Annotated in this window: 12 protein-coding genes; 6 read left to right on the top strand and 6 right to left on the bottom strand. The window is 42.5% G+C overall.

The window, feature by feature from the left end:
• Positions 1 to 11: 11 nt before the first annotated feature.
• Together I1A42_RS08900 and nspC are read left to right on the top strand one after the other, a co-directional pair.
• Entirely contained in the window at positions 12 to 1,262 is a 1,251-nt protein-coding gene (locus I1A42_RS08900) for a carboxynorspermidine synthase (RefSeq protein WP_196123251.1), read from the top strand.
• A gap of 89 nt (positions 1,263 to 1,351) precedes the next feature.
• Positions 1,352 to 2,485, top strand: coding sequence for a carboxynorspermidine decarboxylase (gene nspC, locus I1A42_RS08895; protein ID WP_161157273.1), 1,134 nt, complete (start codon positions 1,352 to 1,354; stop codon positions 2,483 to 2,485).
• Positions 2,486 to 2,565: 80 nt separating this feature from the next.
• Here the strand turns inward: nspC and I1A42_RS08890 are convergent, their stop codons facing one another.
• Positions 2,566 to 4,176 (bottom strand): methyl-accepting chemotaxis protein, encoded by a 1,611-nt coding sequence (locus tag I1A42_RS08890; RefSeq protein ID WP_161157272.1) that lies wholly within the window; start codon positions 4,174 to 4,176, stop codon positions 2,566 to 2,568.
• Between the two features lie 351 nt (positions 4,177 to 4,527).
• The gene (locus I1A42_RS08885; RefSeq protein WP_161157271.1) at positions 4,528 to 5,043 is read right to left on the bottom strand and encodes a glycine cleavage system protein R; all 516 of its coding nucleotides are present in this window, start codon (positions 5,041 to 5,043) and stop codon (positions 4,528 to 4,530) included.
• Between the two features lie 533 nt (positions 5,044 to 5,576).
• On the opposite strand from I1A42_RS08885, the gene I1A42_RS08880 reads away from it, so the two are divergent.
• A complete protein-coding gene (locus tag I1A42_RS08880; RefSeq protein WP_196123250.1) occupies positions 5,577 to 6,812 on the top strand; it encodes a CinA family nicotinamide mononucleotide deamidase-related protein in 1,236 nt (411 codons plus the stop codon).
• A 270-nt stretch (positions 6,813 to 7,082) separates the two neighbouring features.
• On the top strand, positions 7,083 to 7,337 hold the full coding sequence (locus I1A42_RS08875; protein ID WP_161157269.1) for a 30S ribosomal protein S6 modification protein: 255 nt from the start codon (positions 7,083 to 7,085) through the stop codon (positions 7,335 to 7,337).
• An 88-nt stretch (positions 7,338 to 7,425) separates the two neighbouring features.
• Here the strand turns inward: I1A42_RS08875 and yfaE are convergent, their stop codons facing one another.
• The 4 genes from yfaE to ubiG form a co-directional block, all read right to left on the bottom strand.
• On the bottom strand, positions 7,426 to 7,704 hold the full coding sequence (yfaE, locus tag I1A42_RS08870) for a class I ribonucleotide reductase maintenance protein YfaE (RefSeq protein ID WP_161157268.1): 279 nt from the start codon (positions 7,702 to 7,704) through the stop codon (positions 7,426 to 7,428).
• On the bottom strand, positions 7,704 to 8,837 hold the full coding sequence (gene nrdB / locus I1A42_RS08865) for a class Ia ribonucleoside-diphosphate reductase subunit beta (protein WP_161157267.1): 1,134 nt from the start codon (positions 8,835 to 8,837) through the stop codon (positions 7,704 to 7,706). Before nrdB ends, yfaE begins: the two co-directional genes overlap by 1 nt.
• A 121-nt stretch (positions 8,838 to 8,958) precedes the next feature.
• Positions 8,959 to 11,244 (bottom strand): class 1a ribonucleoside-diphosphate reductase subunit alpha, encoded by a 2,286-nt coding sequence (gene nrdA / locus I1A42_RS08860; RefSeq protein ID WP_196123249.1) that lies wholly within the window; start codon positions 11,242 to 11,244, stop codon positions 8,959 to 8,961.
• A gap of 447 nt (positions 11,245 to 11,691) precedes the next feature.
• The gene (ubiG, locus tag I1A42_RS08855; RefSeq protein ID WP_161157265.1) at positions 11,692 to 12,399 is read right to left on the bottom strand and encodes a bifunctional 2-polyprenyl-6-hydroxyphenol methylase/3-demethylubiquinol 3-O-methyltransferase UbiG; all 708 of its coding nucleotides are present in this window, start codon (positions 12,397 to 12,399) and stop codon (positions 11,692 to 11,694) included.
• Between the two features lie 371 nt (positions 12,400 to 12,770).
• On the opposite strand from ubiG, the gene gyrA reads away from it, so the two are divergent.
• Together gyrA and I1A42_RS08845 are read left to right on the top strand one after the other, a co-directional pair.
• Complete coding sequence (gyrA, locus tag I1A42_RS08850) at positions 12,771 to 15,425, top strand: DNA topoisomerase (ATP-hydrolyzing) subunit A (RefSeq protein ID WP_161157264.1); 2,655 nt, start codon at positions 12,771 to 12,773, stop codon at positions 15,423 to 15,425.
• A gap of 510 nt (positions 15,426 to 15,935) precedes the next feature.
• Positions 15,936 to 16,124, top strand: coding sequence for a hypothetical protein (locus I1A42_RS08845; RefSeq protein WP_161158141.1), 189 nt, complete (start codon positions 15,936 to 15,938; stop codon positions 16,122 to 16,124).
• Positions 16,125 to 16,292 lie beyond the last annotated feature (168 nt).

The raw sequence follows: 16,292 nt of genomic DNA, 5'->3' as shown, positions 1-16,292 counted from the left end.
TAATCGTATAAATGTCAATTCTACAGATTGGTGCGGGCGGCGTTGGCTGGGTTGTTGCACACAAAGCAGCTCAGAACAATGACGTGCTGGGTGATATTACCATAGCTTCTCGTTCTATCGGGAAGTGTGAGAAGATCATTGAATCAATTAAAGGTAAAAATAACCTTAAAGATTCGACTAAGAAGTTAGAAGCTCGTGCTCTAGACGCTGATGACATTGATGCACTTGTTGCATTGATTGAAGAAGTGAAACCAGACTTAGTGATTAACGCTGGTCCTCCATGGGTTAACGTTTCTATTATGGAAGCATGCTACCGCACGAAAACTTCTTACTTAGACACATCTGTCGCTGTGGATTTATGTTCTGAGGGTCAACAAGTTCCTGAAGCTTATGACCCTCAATGGGCATTCCGAGAGAAATTTGCCGAAGCTGGCATCACCGGTATTCTAGGCGCTGGTTTCGACCCTGGCGTAGTTAGCGTGTTTGCTGCTTATGCAGTTAAGCACTTATTTGATGAGATCGACACCATCGATGTAATGGATGTAAACGCTGGTGATCATGGTAAAAAGTTTGCGACTAACTTTGACCCTGAAACCAACATGCTAGAAATTCAAGGTGATTCTTTCTACTGGGATAATGAAGCTTGGAAACAAGTACCGTGTCACACCCGTATGATGGAATTTGAATTTCCTAACTGTGGTTCACATAAAGTGTACTCAATGGCGCACGATGAAGTACGTTCACTGCAGGAATTTATTCCAGCAAAACGTATCGAATTCTGGATGGGCTTTGGTGACCGTTATCTGAATTACTTTAATTGCATGCGCGATATCGGCCTTTTAAGTCCTGATCCGTTGACACTCAATGATGGTACTGTGGTACAGCCGCTACACGTACTAAAAGCGTTGCTCCCTGACCCAACTTCGCTTGCACCAGGCTATAAAGGACTGACTTGTATCGGTACTTGGGTTCGTGGTAAGAAAGAGGGTAAAGAACGTAGTGTCTTTATCTACAATAACGCTGATCACGAAGTTGCTTATGCAGACGTTGAGCATCAAGCAATAGCTTACACGACTGGTGTACCTGCAATTACTGCAGCACTTCAATACTTCCGTGGTGAGTGGGCAGATAAAGGTATCTTTAACATTGAACAGCTGAATCCAGACCCGTTCCTAGAAACGATGCCTTCAATCGGTTTAGGCTGGGATGTGTTGGAGTTAGATCCAGCGATTCCACCAGTGATTAACACACTAAACAAGTAATGGATTGCCAGTCATTTTATGACGAGTAATGCGCTCAAACAGCTATAGCTTGCTATGGCTGTTTTTTGCATTTATACCGAGAGATAATCATGCAAAAGAACGAATTGAAAACCCCATATTTCATGATTGACGAAGCCAAGTTAATCAGCAACCTTGAAATCGCGAAACGCTTGAAAGAGCTTTCGGGTGTCAAATTGGTGCTAGCATTGAAATGTTTCTCAACTTGGGGCGTGTTTGACATCATCAAACCATACCTTGATGGAACCACCAGTTCTGGTCCTTACGAGGTTCAGCTTGGTTATGAGACCTTCGGTGGTGAAACACATGCTTACAGTGTGGGTTATAGCGAAGATGACGTAAAAGCTGTCGCCGATATGTGTGACAAAATGATTTTCAACTCACAGTCACAGCTCAAAGCTTATCGACATTTGATTGAAGATAAAGCCTCGATTGGTTTGCGTTTAAATCCAGGCGTGAGTTGCGCAGGTCAAGACTTAGCGGATCCAGCACGTCAATTTTCGCGTTTGGGTGTACAAGCTGACCATATCGATGAGGAAGTCTTTAGCTCTATCGATGGTGTGATGTTCCACATGAACTGTGAGAACAAAAGTGCAGATAACTTTATTACTTTGCTGAACTCGATTTCGGACCGTTTTGGTCGTTATCTTGATAACATGCAGTGGGTGAGTTTAGGTGGTGGAGTATTTTTCACTTGGCCGGGTTATGAAATTGAAAAATTGGCAGCAGCATTAAAAGCATTTTCTGATAAACACGGTGTTCAAGTTTACCTAGAACCAGGTGAAGCGATTATTACTAAAACCACGGATCTTGTGGTGACGGTAGTCGATGTCGTGGAAAACGGTATGAAAACCGCTATTGTCGATTCAGCGACAGAAGCCCACCGTTTAGATACGCTAATTTATAATGAGCCTGCCTCTATTATGGAAGCGGATGAGAACGGTGAACATGAATATGTCATTGGGTCATGTTCTTGTCTAGCGGGCGATCAGTTCTGCGTAGCTAAATTTGCTGAACCACTAGAAATTGGCCAGAAATTACACATCATGGATAGTGCCGGTTATACCATGGTCAAATTGAATTGGTTCAATGGCTTACGTATGCCAACCGTGTATTGTGAGCGCGCAAATGGTGAGCTTCAAAAGCTCAATGAATTTGATTTCCAAGATTTTAAGCGTGCACTTTCGCAATGGTCTGTGCAATAGATAACGAATCAGCGCTATTAAAAAAAGGTCGGCTATAATGCCGACCTTTCTGTTGGCTGCCCATTGGGCAGTGGTTTTACCTAGAGTCTAAAGCGTTTAAGTTCTTCATCTAATTGACGAGAAAGCTCGGCCAATTTTTCACTTTCTTCAGCAAGATAGTTGGCAGCATCAGCCATTTCATAAGCTGATTCATTAATACCGCTGACGTTTTTGTTCATATCTTCTGCTACCACACTTTGCTCTTCAGCTGCCGTCGCAATTTGAGTAGCATTGTCACTGACTTTTTGAATGTGGTTGACGATTTGAGTTAAGTCATTACCTGCATTTTCAGCGCGTTCCACACTGTCGTAGGCCAATTTTTGGCTCGCTTCCATTGAAGCAACGGATGTAACCGCCAATTGCTGCAAGCGATTAATTGTGGTTTGAATTTCATCGGTAGAGTGATGAGTACGGCTAGCCAAATTACGTACCTCTTCAGCCACGACCGCAAACCCTCGGCCTTGTTCTCCCGCACGCGCAGCTTCAATGGCAGCGTTTAACGCCAGCAAGTTAGTTTGCTCAGAGATACCGCTAATAACCGCTGTGACCTCGCTAATTTCCATCACGCCTTCTTTGAGTTTGTTCACGTTGTTGTTCGCGGTTTCCAGTTCATCAGTAAGCGCCTTAATACTATCGACACTGGCGTTCACATCTTTATCACCGGTGCTGGCTTCATGACTGGCTTCTTGGGTATCTTGTGCAGTATCTTCAGCGTGTCGAGCCACTTCTGAAACGGTGGCGCTCATTTCGTTCATTGCCGTTGCAAGGCTATTTAGTTGCGTTTGCTGGCTGCCAACGGCTTGGCTGGTTTCTTCTGCGGAGGACGCAATGCGAATGGCTGCTTCGGCCACTTGATTGGCTGAGTTGACTGAATCAGAGAGAGCACGATGAACCGCTATCATGCTGTCGTTAACACGTTTGCCAAGTATGCCAATTTCATCTTTGCCATCGTAACTGACACGTGCGGTCAAGTCTCCTTTGGCAATGAGTTTCATGGTGTCCATAATGGAGTTGAGAGGGTGTACGATAGAATTACGTACCACAACACCAAGAACGATCATAACGGCAATGACAACTAATGCCGCTATCCCCATGGAAATAAACTGCTTATACACCGCAGATTGAATATCATCAATCATCATGCCAGCGCCAACCACCCATTTCCAAGGGGCAAAACCTTGTACAAAGGAAATTTTATCGCCTACTTCACCCGTGTCAGTTTTCCAGTTGTATTCAATCACTCCGTGCTGACCGCCTTTGGCGGTGTTTACCGCGTCATACCAAATTTTGCTTGATTCATCTGATGGGTTGCTGCCCATCACCTTGCCGACCAAGTTGGGTTGGCTAGGGTGGATAATAATCTTGCGGTCCTCATTCATAACGAACACATAATTATCACCATCAAATCGTAAATGATTGATAAGCTGACCAACCATTCTTTGGGCTTGGTCTTGAGGGTACTCTTGACTGATGTGTTGGATTTGTGAAACGGTGCTTTGTACCACGGCTTTCAACCGAGCTTGACGTTCATATTTGAGGTTATCTTCTAAGGCATTGGCTGCGATTAACAGCAGACAAATAAAGCCAATAATACTTGCAACTATGATTAACGTGAACTTGCGACCCACTTTTATGTTCTTAAGCTGAAACATTACGTATACCACCTAGCGACTAGTACGGTGCCCAATAACACACTATGCAAAACGCAGAAGGGGGCGCTCCAGTCACAATAGGTCGATAGGGTTGGGGGATTTGACTCTATCAAGCGAATTGAGGCTGCTAAACGTCTTAGTTTCTAAATCGTTGGGATAGCATGCCAAAGTAAAGTGTATTTTTGTAGTGAAACTATATGAGTACTCATAAAGTGACATATTAAGGGTGGTCGATAAGGCTAAATTTTCTACTTTAAAAAATCAGAATGTTAACTAGCTCAAGATTTTTTTTACTGCGGATAATAAAAGTGGAGGCTTAATACCTCCACTGATTTATTTCATCAATATTTTTTAGTGGGAATGTACAATGACTTTGGTGTCTTCGTATAAAGATTCTAACTCTTTTGCTAAGTCATCGATTTGTCTTTCGGCGGGTAAGCGCAGCGATATATTGGCGGTAAATAACGAGGACTGAACACCAGAAACGTCAGCAATAAATACGCGGTTACAATCCATATCGAGTAAGCTAATACCCTGTGAGTCGAGGAGGTGAGTAATATCATTAACGATACCTGCTCGGTCGGTGGCATCTAGGCGTAATTTAAAGATGGTCTGTTCATCATGGGGAGCCACATCGGTGTCAACAATACTGACGTTGAGTTCTGGGAAAGATTGGAAAGCGTCTTTTACTATATCAGCTTTATCCATCGGCACCTCTACTTTGATGATACCTGCCACTTGTTGATCGATGAAATTGACTTTACTGATCAGCCATTTGCCCTCGTTTTCGTTAGTAATTGCGGCTAAAGTTTTCAGTGTAGAAGGGGTTGTTTTACCCATAAAACTGATGACGAAATTACGAATCATACTGAGTCTCCAAACTTCTTTTTATACTCAGGTTACAAGTGTATAGATTTGAATAAATTTAGTTATGATTATGTTCAAAAATCTATCACCTGAGGTAAATTGCCCTCTAAAGAGGTAGTAAGCCAATCACGCATCCTTAAACGTTTAAATCCGATGGACGCGTTTTATTCTATCCTAGGATGTGTTACTGATTTTTAATGTAGCATCACTATGTTTTCAAATCATTGTCTTGCCCTAAGAGTGAAACGATTCTCACTGAAATAGCATCTTGAGTTTACTTGGGTATAAGATATTAAAAATACAGTTGATTTTTGCTAATGGGCACAAGTAGAGTATCAAATATATACCCAGCGATAACTGGGCTATATGATGTCCCGGTTGTAAGACATAATCACTGATTTACATGGCCGATACTTAGACTCGAAATTCTGCCTCTCGTGCTATTTTAGGTATATTCTTTAGGAGTTTTCTGTCACCTTTGTATTGTAAGCAACCGTTGGGCAGTCGGAATGAAAAGAACAGGTAGGTAAGAAATGCTAAAAATAGCGATGTTGAGTACCGGGGAAGAAGTTCTACATGGCGATATCGTCGATACCAACGCAGCATGGTTAGGGCGTGAGTTTTTTGAACACGGTTTCCCGCTAGCCAAACGTTCGACTGTTGGAGACACTAAAGCTGCATTAGTAGAAGAATTAATGATGCTTAGCTTTAATACCGATGTGGTCATCGTGAATGGTGGGTTAGGGCCTACTTCTGATGACTTAAGTGCAGAAGCCGCCGCTGAAGTTTCTGAACAAGAATTAATTTTGTTTCCTGAATGGGTGACCCAGATGGAAGCATTTTTCGCTACTCGCCAGCGCCAGATGCCGCAAAACAATATAAAGCAGGCCATGCTTCCCGCTAAGTCTATTATCATTGATAATCCCATCGGTACCGCTTGCGGGTTTAAATTGCAAATCAATGACTGTTGGTTTTATTTCACACCGGGCGTACCAAGCGAGTTTAAGCGAATGGTGAAAGAGCAAATTGTGCCAGATCTGCGCAAGAGCTATCCCGAGCAGGCTGGTTTAGAATGCAGCTATTTTTATACATTCGGTTCCTCAGAGTCTGGCATTGGTGAGAAGTTGGATAAGCTGCAGTTACCTGAAGGGTATTCATTGGGTTATCGTTCATATTTACCGTTTATCGAAGTGAAGTTGTTTGGCCCTAAAAGGGATACTGAGAAACGGATGAAACTCTCGAGTATGATATATCAACATCTAGAGCGTTATATTGTCAGTATCGATGAACCTATGCTTGATCACCTAGGACATTTACTTGAAGACAAAGGACAAAGCCTATCAATTGCGGAGCAATCGACCAAAGGCTGGTTATCGCACTGGTTGCTGAGCAATGTGGACGTCGCTCAGCGCTGTGGACACAGTTGGGTGCTCAGTCCTAAAGTCGCCGCCGATTTAGGTGTGCAAGATCCATTAGCGTCGATTTTCGCTCTCGCCGGGGCAACGAAAGAGAAATGTAACACTGACCTTTCTCTTGTTACTGGACCAATTAAAGATGGGGAATTTACCGTTGCACTCTCGGCGCCAGAAGGGGAATGGGGACAAATTTTCCGTTTTACTCGGCAGTATACCATTGAGGATCAAAAACAGATTATTGGCACGTTAGCAGCAGATATTTTACGTCGTTATCTATCAGGTAAACCCGTCTTCACTGAATATGGGGCAACGCTAAAAGTGAAAGAACTGTTTATACCAACCAGTGCTCTGTAATAATTTCCCCTTTTATACAGCGTGGTGATGATCTCGCTTCATTACGCTGTATTTTTTGATCGTACCAAAACAGATCCTCTTTCCTAACTCCATGATGGCTAGACTTATTCTGCGGTAAGGGAAAATTCTATTACATATGCTCAAATTATCTAACGTGTAACCATCTGATTTAGAAAGTGCGGGGGAAAAAACACAAAATTGCGCTTTTTTTGATCGATTTTACCAGTACACTGAAAGCTCCCATTGAGGATATTTCGGCAGGAGGCTGGTATGTTTAACCAATCTAAATTATTGGTTTGGTATGAAGTATCGAGTCAAAAAGTGATACTAGGAGAGGCACTTAGCAGTGGTGCTTATGACATTGCTTCTCTTTGGCGTCACGTCCCAACTGATCAGGAAGACAAGAGTCATTTAGGTTACCGTCTCTCTCTTTTCGATGCAGATGGTCGAGAGGTAGCGGCTAAGCCTATCTCTGTTGGACTTGTAGATGAAATTCTATCCGGAATGACAAAAGCCAGAGCGTAGCTCTGGCTTTTTTATCTGTTCTCCCTGTCTTCATCGGATGAAAACTAGGAGCGTAACACCGGTTCAGAATTGTTACTAAAACGCGCCATTAGGCGCGTTTTGCTTTAGGTTGGTAATGAACTTCTTCAATTTCCAACGCTGTTTTTGCTTTACAGATACACGGTAAGATTTCGTCTGGCTGAGTGAACGCCATGGCAAAACCAACATACTCGACAGACCCAGCTTTGAGTTTGCAGCGACATGCGCCACAATGACCATCACGACAATTATATTCTGGTTCTAGGCCTGCTTTTTCCATCGTCTCTAACAAAGTATCAGAGGCGTTTGATTCGATGGTCACTTGATTGTTGATTTTGACAGAAGCCATTACAGTTCAAAGCCCTCAAAATCATCAGAGCTAACTTGGTTATCAATTTGACCAACAAGGTAAGAACTGATTTCAGCTTCTTGTGGGGCAACTTGAACGTTATCTGAAGACAACCAAGCATTGATCCATGGAATAGGGTTGGTATCAGCACCTGGGTACGCAGGTTCAAGACCCACTGCTTGCATACGGATATTGGTAATGTATTCCACATATTGGCTTAGAATATCTTTGTTAAGGCCAATCATCGAACCATCTTTGAATAGGTATTCTGCCCATTCTTTCTCTTGTTCCGCGGCATCTTTGAATAGATCAAAACAGTCTTGTTTTGCTTCTTCTGCGATTTGAATAAATGAAAAATCATCCATACCATTGCGTAGTAGGTTCAGCATATGCTGGGTACCTGTTAGGTGCAATGCTTCATCGCGAGCGATCAATTTGATGATTTTAGCATTACCTTCCATGAGCTCACGCTCAGCAAACGCGAATGAACACGCGAAACTCACGTAGAAACGAATCGCTTCAAGTGCGTTCACTGACATCAAACATAGGTAAAGCTGTTTTTTCAACTCGTGAAGCTTAACCTCAACTTTCTCACCATTTAGCTCATGTACACCCTCGCCAAAGCGGTGGTAGTCATTAGTCAACTGAATCAGTTTGTCGTAGTACGTTGAGATGTCTTTCGCGCGTTTAATGATGTGTTCATTTTCAACGATATCATCAAAAACAACCGCTGGATCGTTAACGATATTACGGATGATATGAGTGTAAGAACGTGAGTGAATAGTCTCAGAGAAAGACCATGTTTCAATCCAAGTCTCTAGTTCAGGTAGAGAGACCAGCGGTAATAGTGCGACGTTTGGGCTACGACCTTGAATCGAATCAAGCAGTGTTTGATATTTCAAATTCGAGATGAAGATGTGTTTTTCATGCTCTGGTAGTTTTGCGTAGTCAATACGATCAGAAGAAACATCGACTTCTTCTGGACGCCAGAAGAAAGAGAGTTGCTTCTCAATAAGTTTTTCAAAAATTTCGTATTTTTGTTGGTCGTAACGCGCTACGTTCACCGGCTGACCGAGGAACATAGGCTCTTTTAACTGGTCGTTTTTATTTTGTGTAAAAGTACTATAAGCCATATCACTTTCATCCGTTTTGTTCCCTCCGAGGGGAGGAACGTTCAATTAATGAGTCAGCCTTAATAGAATACGTTGCGGCATAAGCCGCAACGAATAATTAAGGGAAGAGGCGATGTCTCGCTTAGATCTTACAAGCGCCGCCTGCACAATCATCATCTTGAGCTTGTACCACTGTACCGCTCTGCTCATCCTTTGCACCATCACGAGTATTGTGGTAGTACAAGGTTTTTACACCAAATTTATAGGCTGTCAGCAGATCTTTTAGTAGTTGTTTCATCGGAACCTTGCCAGATTCATATTGGCTTGGGTCGTAGTTAGTGTTTGATGAAATAGCTTGGTCAACAAACTTCTGCATAACGCCAACTAGGTGTAGGTAACCGTCGTTGCCATTAATATTCCACAGCAGTTCATAGTTGTCTTTGTACTTAGTGTACTCAGGCACTACTTGTTTCAAAATACCGTCTTTCGATGCTTTGACTGAAACGTAACCACGTGGCGGCTCAATACCGTTGGTGGCATTTGAAATTTGCGATGATGTTTCTGAAGGCATCAATGCCGTCAACGTCGAGTTACGTAGACCGTGTTCCATGATTTCTGCACGCAATGCATCCCAATCGTAATGAAGCGGCTCTTCACAGATAAGATCTACATCTTTTTTATACGTATCGATAGGCATTAGGCCTTTCGCATAGTTGGTTTCATCAAACAGTGGGCAACGTCCACGCTCTTTTGCCAATTCAAGAGAAGCTTTCAGTAAGTAGTACTGCATCGCTTCAAATGTGCGGTGAGTGAGGCCGACTGCGCTGTCGTCTGAGTAACGAACACCATTTTTCGCTAAGTAGTATGCGTAGTTGATCACGCCCACACCAAGAGTGCGGCGGTTCATTGATGATTTACGCGCAGCTGGCAGTGGATAATCTTGGTAATCAAGCAGGGCATCGAGAGCGCGAACAACCAACTCTGACAGTTCTTCAAAATCATCCAGTGATTTGATCTCGCCCAAGTTGAATGCAGACAGAGTACATAGGGCGATTTCGCCTTCATCATCTTCTACATTGGCTAGTGGTTTAGTTGGTAGTGCGATTTCAAGACATAAGTTCGATTGACGTACAGGCGCGACTTTCTCATCAAACGGGCTATGTGTATTACAGTGATCGACGTTTTGAATGTAAATACGGCCAGTAGACGCACGTTCTTGCATTAGAAGTGAAAACAGTTCAACAGCTTTGACAGTGGTTTTCTTAATGCTCGCATCGTTTTCGTATTTAACGTATAGACGTTCAAACTCATCTTGGTCTTCAAAGAATGCATCGTACAACCCTGGAACGTCAGAAGGAGAGAATAGGGTGATATTGCCACCTTCAACCAAGCGTTGATACATCAATTTGTTTAATTGAACACCATAGTCCATGTGACGAACACGGTTTTCTTCAACACCGCGGTTGTTCTTCAGTACGAGGAGTGATTGAGCTTCGCCATGCCAAAGTGGGTAGAACACAGTCGCAGCTCCACCACGTACACCACCTTGCGAACAACATTTTACTGCTGTTTGGAAGTATTTGTAGAATGGGATACAGCCAGTGTGGAATGCTTCACCACCGCGAATCTCTGAACCGAGTGCGCGAATACGACCAGCGTTAATACCAATGCCAGCGCGTTGCGATACGTAACGAACGATAGAGCTTGCTGTTGCGTTGATTGAGTTGAGGCTGTCGCCACATTCGATAAGCACGCAAGAGCTAAATTGACGAGTTGGTGTGCGTACCCCCGCCATAATTGGCGTAGGTAAAGAAATCTTAAATGTCGATGTCGCGTCGTAAAAACGTTTGATGTAGTCCAAACGTGTTTCTTTGGGATAGTTGGCGAACAGACAAGCGGCGACTAAAATGTATAAGAACTGTGCACTTTCGTAGATTTGACCTGTTACACGGTTCTGAACGAAATATTTACCTTCTAGCTGTTTAACAGCAGCATAAGAGAAGTTCAGATCGCGACGGTGATCAATAAAGCTATCAAGTTGCTCTAGTTCTGCACGAGTGTAGTCTGAAAGTAGGTGACGGTCGTATTTGCCTTTTTCAACCATATTTGAAACATGGTCAAACAACGTCGGTGGCTCATATTGGCCATACGCCTTTTTACGAAGATGGAAAATAGCAAGACGCGCAGCCAGGTATTGATAATCTGGTGTCTCTTCAGAGATAAGGTCGGCGGCGGACTTGATGATGGTTTCGTGAATGTCAGATGTCGTGATGCCTTCATAGAACTGGATGTGAGCGCGTAGTTCTACTTGTGAAACAGATACGTTATCTAAACCTTCAGCCGCCCATGTGATTACGCGGTGAATTTTGTCTAAATTGATCTTTTCTTTACGGCCATCACGCTTAGTGACAGTAAGTTCTTGGTTCATTCTGCTTTATTTCCCTAACAAAACTGATAAAAGCGGCATTTTGTGTAGTTGTTGTCAATATTTTGCGAACTTTTCTCAAAAAGCAAACCCTATAGATAATGGGTCAAAACACTATATATAGGGGTCTGTGTCGTTTCGCATTACAAGATAGTGCCATCAGAGGGCTATTGCAAGTGAGAGATTCTGGACAGTTTGTGGATAACTTACAAAACTAAAAAAAACAGTTAGTGTCTACTTACTGATGATCTAAGAGCAGGATTGAAGTGAAAAAAAACCATTTCTCAGATTGTTTTATAGATAACCAGGATCAAAAAAAAACTTCTTGATCTTTGCCCGAAAATGACCTTCAAAAAGGCACTGTACAAAGTGGAATCAAGCGCACAAAAACCGTTCAAAGTACGGTAAATATTTACACATACGAACGTTCTTGCACGATCAATATCCAGATTAGAATAATTGCGTGTGAACGATGTAATTCACATCAACATTTCGACCAAGGCGATAGGTGTCAGTTAACGGATTATAAAGTAATCCTGTGATACCCATTTCTTGCAAAGGAGTGTGGTCAATCATCTTCATCATTTCTGATGGACGAATGAATTTATCATGGTCATGGGTGTTTTCAGGCACAATTTTCAGTAGCTTTTCAGCCCCAACAATCGCAAACAAGTAGGATTTGAAATTACGATTCAAGGTTGAGAAAAAGACATGACCGTTTGGTTTTACAAGTTTTGCACAGGCATCAATCACTGATTGAGGATCGGGCACGTGCTCCAACATCTCCATGCAAGTAACAACATCATAGTGCTGGGGATGTTGCTGTGCATGATCTTCAATTGTACTTTGAATGTAGTTGAGTTTAGTGCCAGTTTCTAGCGCGTGTAGACGTGCGACTTCAAGTGGCTCTTTACCCATATCAAGGCCAGTCACGTTAGCACCTTCGCGTGCCATGCTCTCAGCTAAAATACCGCCGCCACAACCAACGTCTAATACGGTTTTGCCAAATAGACCATCTGCTTTGTCCAATACATAGTTAAGACGCAGAGGGTTAATTTGATGAAGAGGTTTGAATTCACCTTCTAGGTCCCACCAGCGTGAGGCCATATCTTCAAATTTTTGTATTTCGTTCGGGTCGACGTTTTGTGTTTGAGCCATAATTATTTGCCTATGATACTCATCATTAACCAATTAAATTGTGGATGCATTATAACCCTGCATCAGAAGTTCACCAGTGCTTATCCTTGAATCTGGTCCGGGTGATGTTTTTTTGAGCGCTTATTTAAGCAAAACGTCAAGAATGTATAATTTGTCGTCAAGTGAATCTCAACGGAGGTCACAACATAATAAAAGGACAAGGAAAGTGATGCCTACACCCAGAAATTTGTGTTATATTTTTTCACCTTATATGTATCAATTATATCTAGAAAACCGCACTGCTCATTTTTTGTGGTAAAAATACCACTAATAAAATGACATGTTGTTCTTACTTAGATATACCGATCAAACTATAGAGGGATAATGGCTCTATGAGCGATCTAGCTAAAGAGATCACGCCCGTTAACATTGAAGATGAGCTTCGTGGTTCGTACCTAGACTATGCGATGTCAGTTATCGTTGGTCGTGCTCTTCCTGATGTGCGTGATGGCCTAAAACCGGTTCACCGTCGTGTTTTGTTCGCGATGGATGTTCTGGGTAATGACTGGAATAAGCCTTATAAAAAATCTGCCCGTGTCGTGGGTGACGTAATAGGTAAATATCACCCGCATGGTGATACTGCTGTATACGACACTATTGTTCGTATGGCACAGCCTTTCTCACTGCGTTACATGCTGGTTGATGGTCAAGGGAACTTTGGTTCGATCGACGGCGACTCCGCAGCAGCAATGCGTTATACCGAAGTACGTATGGCGAAAATTGCGCACGAGTTGCTGGCTGACCTAGACAAAGAAACCGTCGATTTTGTTGATAACTACGACGGTACAGAACAAATTCCTGCTGTTCTACCAACAAAAATTCCTAACCTGCTGGTTAACGGTGCCTCTGGTATCGCGGTAGGTATGGCAACAAATATTCCACCACACAACTTGACCGAAGTGATCAATGGTTGTTTGGCTTACATCGAAAATGAAGAGATCACGATCGATGAGCTAATGGAATACATCCCAGGACCTGATTTCCCAACAGCGGCGATCATTAGTGGTCGCAAAGGGATTGTTGACGCATACAAAACAGGGCGCGGTAAAATATACATGCGTTCTAAAGCGGATATCGAACAAGATAAAAATGGTCGTGAAACCATTATTGTTTCGGAAATCCCTTATCAGGTGAACAAAGCTCGTCTGATCGAAAAAATTGCAGAATTAGTAAAAGATAAAAAAGTAGAAGGCATCAGTGCGCTACGTGATGAGTCTGATAAAGACGGTATGCGTATTGTTATCGAGTGTAAACGCGATGCAGTTGGTGAAGTGGTTTTAAACAACCTTTATACCAATACCCAGCTACAAACTACTTTCGGTATCAACATGGTAGCGCTAAACGAAGGCCAACCTCAGTTGTTCAACCTGAAAGATATGCTGAAGTGCTTCGTTAACCACCGCCGTGAAGTGGTGACTCGTCGTACCATCTATGAATTGCGCAAAGCGCGTGACCGTGCTCATATCCTTGAAGGTTTGGCTCTGGCTCTTGCAAACATCGATGAAGTCATTGAACTGATTCGTAAAGCACCAACACCAGCAGAAGCGAAAGAAGGCTTAATTGCTCGTGGTTGGGAACTGGGTCATGTTGCAGCGATGCTGGAACGTGCCGGTGATGATTCAGATGCTGCTCGTCCAGAATGGCTTGAACCAGAATATGGTATTCGCGACGGTCTTTACTACTTAACTGAACAACAAGCTCAAGCAATCCTTGATTTGCGTCTACACCGTCTAACTGGTCTAGAACATGAAAAAATCTTGGATGAGTATAAAGGTCTTCTTGATCAAATCGCTGAATATCTATTGATTCTTTCAAGCACAACTCGTTTGATGGAAGTGATTCGCGAAGAACTTGAAATTGTTCGTGATAGCTTTGGTGATGCGCGCCGTACTGAAATCACTGCAGCGAGCCATGACATCGACCTAGAAGAGCTGATTGCTCGTGAAGATGTAGTAGTGACACTGTCACACGAAGGTTACGTTAAGTACCAACTGCTAAGTGATTACGAAGCGCAACGTCGTGGTGGTCGTGGTAAGAGTGCAACGCGCATGAAAGATGAAGACTTCATCGATCGTCTGTTGGTGGCAAATACTCACGATAACATTCTGTGCTTCTCTACTCGTGGTAAAGCATATCGCTTGAAAGTTTATCAATTGCCGCATGCAACACGTACCGCTCGTGGTAAGCCAATTGTTAATATTTTGCCTCTTGAAGCAGGTGAGCGTATTTCTGCGATTCTTCCAGTGAGTGAATACACAGAAGATAGTTATATTTTCATGGCGACTGGCGACGGTACTGTGAAGAAAACTACGCTTTCTCAGTTCGCTAATGTTCGTGCTAACGGTCTAATCGCTGTTAACCTGCGTGACGATGACTCGTTGATTGGTGTTAATATCACTAACGGCGAAAACGATATCATGCTGTTCTCGAAATTCGGTAAAGTAGTACGCTTTAAAGAAGATCAAGTTCGTGCAATGGGTCGTACTGCATCTGGTGTACGTGGTATGAAGCTCGCTGATGGTGACCAAGTGGTATCACTCATCGTACCGAAGACTGATGGTGATGTACTAACTGTGACTGAAAATGGTTACGGTAAACGTACAGAGCTAGAACAATATCCAGCGAAGAGTCGTGCGACTCAGGGTGTTGTTTCGATCAAAGTCTCTGAGCGTAACGGATCCGTTGTGGGTGCGATCCAAGCAGACGAAGCTGACGAATTCATGATGATCACTAACGCGGGTACGCTGGTTCGTACACGTGTGTCTGAAGTGAGCCAAGTCGGTCGTAACACCCAAGGTGTCACACTGATTCGTACATCTGAAGGCGAACAAGTGGTTGCTTTGCAGCGCATCGAAGAAATTGAAGAGTTAGAAGAAGTAGAAGAAATTGTGGACGGGGAAGAACAAGTTGTTGATTCTCAAGAAACTACAGATTCTGCTGCACCTGAAGAAGGTGATGACTCTGATGCAGAAGACGAGCAAGAATAGCATTAAACCTCTTTCCATTATTTTGGTTAGATAACTTTTCTTGCCTAAGAAATATAAAAGCCGGATTTAAAAATCCGGCTTTTTAATGCGCGTTAAATAACCTATAGATGCTGTTTTTCTTTTATCAAGAATAGAGAAATTATCGGGATCAAATAAAGGATCTTTTAATGATCATGCGAATATAATGTGATCATATAATTTGATCATTAATTAATTGCTCGGTTATTTTGGTTGTTTGTTTGATAGGTAATAAATTTTTTAAATTTATTATTTACATTTGCTAAAGTAATATATAATTATATTAATTGTTCTAGTCCGCACCTTTTATTTAGCCATTATTCATCTTTCATGTGGCTAATATGTCGTCAGATGGGTGAGGAAAAAATTAAATGGTTCTAGTATTGCAAGCAGTTTTTTGTGATTAAGGTTCCATAATTTTTATCAAAAATTCATAAAACAATGAAAAATGGTATTATTTTTGAGAACTAGCTAAAGTAATGGGGAATAGCAGTGGAACTGGAAGAGATAACTCAATTGAAGAAGGATTTTTATGCGCGCATTGGTGCGTTCCAAGCAACGGCATCAAAAACTGTGACGCAGAATCATCCAACCCTATCATTGTTAACTGACGAAGAATTGAAAGAGCTTGGCCAAGTTTGGGTTGAGCTTACGATGTGGAAAAATAAATCGAGTCATTGAAATAGGCCAAAAGAGTTTAATTGGTTCGCCTTGCCTTAAAAAGAATTTAGAAAGCCCAGCTCCCCATTGCTGGGTTTTTTCGTCTCTGATCATTATTGTGCCTGTGTTTTATGTTGGACCTATCACTGTATTACAGCGATAGGTGGGGTTAATATCCTCAATATATCA

This window comes from Vibrio nitrifigilis (assembly GCF_015686695.1).
Lineage (GTDB): Bacteria > Pseudomonadota > Gammaproteobacteria > Enterobacterales > Vibrionaceae > Vibrio > Vibrio nitrifigilis.
Note: the sequence above shows the minus strand (reverse complement) of the source record. Positions and strands in the feature narration are given on the sequence as shown.

What these genes read in the sequence shown, in the direction of transcription:
- nrdA (WP_196123249.1), bottom strand. Translation starts at nt 11,244, where the DNA reads ATGAACCAAGAACTTACTGTCACTAAGCGTGATGGCCGTAAAGAAAAG.
- I1A42_RS08900 (WP_196123251.1), top strand. Translation starts at nt 12, where the DNA reads ATGTCAATTCTACAGATTGGTGCGGGCGGCGTTGGCTGGGTTGTTGCA.
- yfaE (WP_161157268.1), bottom strand. Translation starts at nt 7,704, where the DNA reads ATGGCTTCTGTCAAAATCAACAATCAAGTGACCATCGAATCAAACGCC.
- nrdB (WP_161157267.1), bottom strand. Translation starts at nt 8,837, where the DNA reads ATGGCTTATAGTACTTTTACACAAAATAAAAACGACCAGTTAAAAGAG.
- I1A42_RS08885 (WP_161157271.1), bottom strand. Translation starts at nt 5,043, where the DNA reads ATGATTCGTAATTTCGTCATCAGTTTTATGGGTAAAACAACCCCTTCT.
- I1A42_RS08890 (WP_161157272.1), bottom strand. Translation starts at nt 4,176, where the DNA reads ATGTTTCAGCTTAAGAACATAAAAGTGGGTCGCAAGTTCACGTTAATC.
- nspC (WP_161157273.1), top strand. Translation starts at nt 1,352, where the DNA reads ATGCAAAAGAACGAATTGAAAACCCCATATTTCATGATTGACGAAGCC.
- gyrA (WP_161157264.1), top strand. Translation starts at nt 12,771, where the DNA reads ATGAGCGATCTAGCTAAAGAGATCACGCCCGTTAACATTGAAGATGAG.
- I1A42_RS08875 (WP_161157269.1), top strand. Translation starts at nt 7,083, where the DNA reads ATGTTTAACCAATCTAAATTATTGGTTTGGTATGAAGTATCGAGTCAA.
- ubiG (WP_161157265.1), bottom strand. Translation starts at nt 12,399, where the DNA reads ATGGCTCAAACACAAAACGTCGACCCGAACGAAATACAAAAATTTGAA.
- I1A42_RS08880 (WP_196123250.1), top strand. Translation starts at nt 5,577, where the DNA reads ATGCTAAAAATAGCGATGTTGAGTACCGGGGAAGAAGTTCTACATGGC.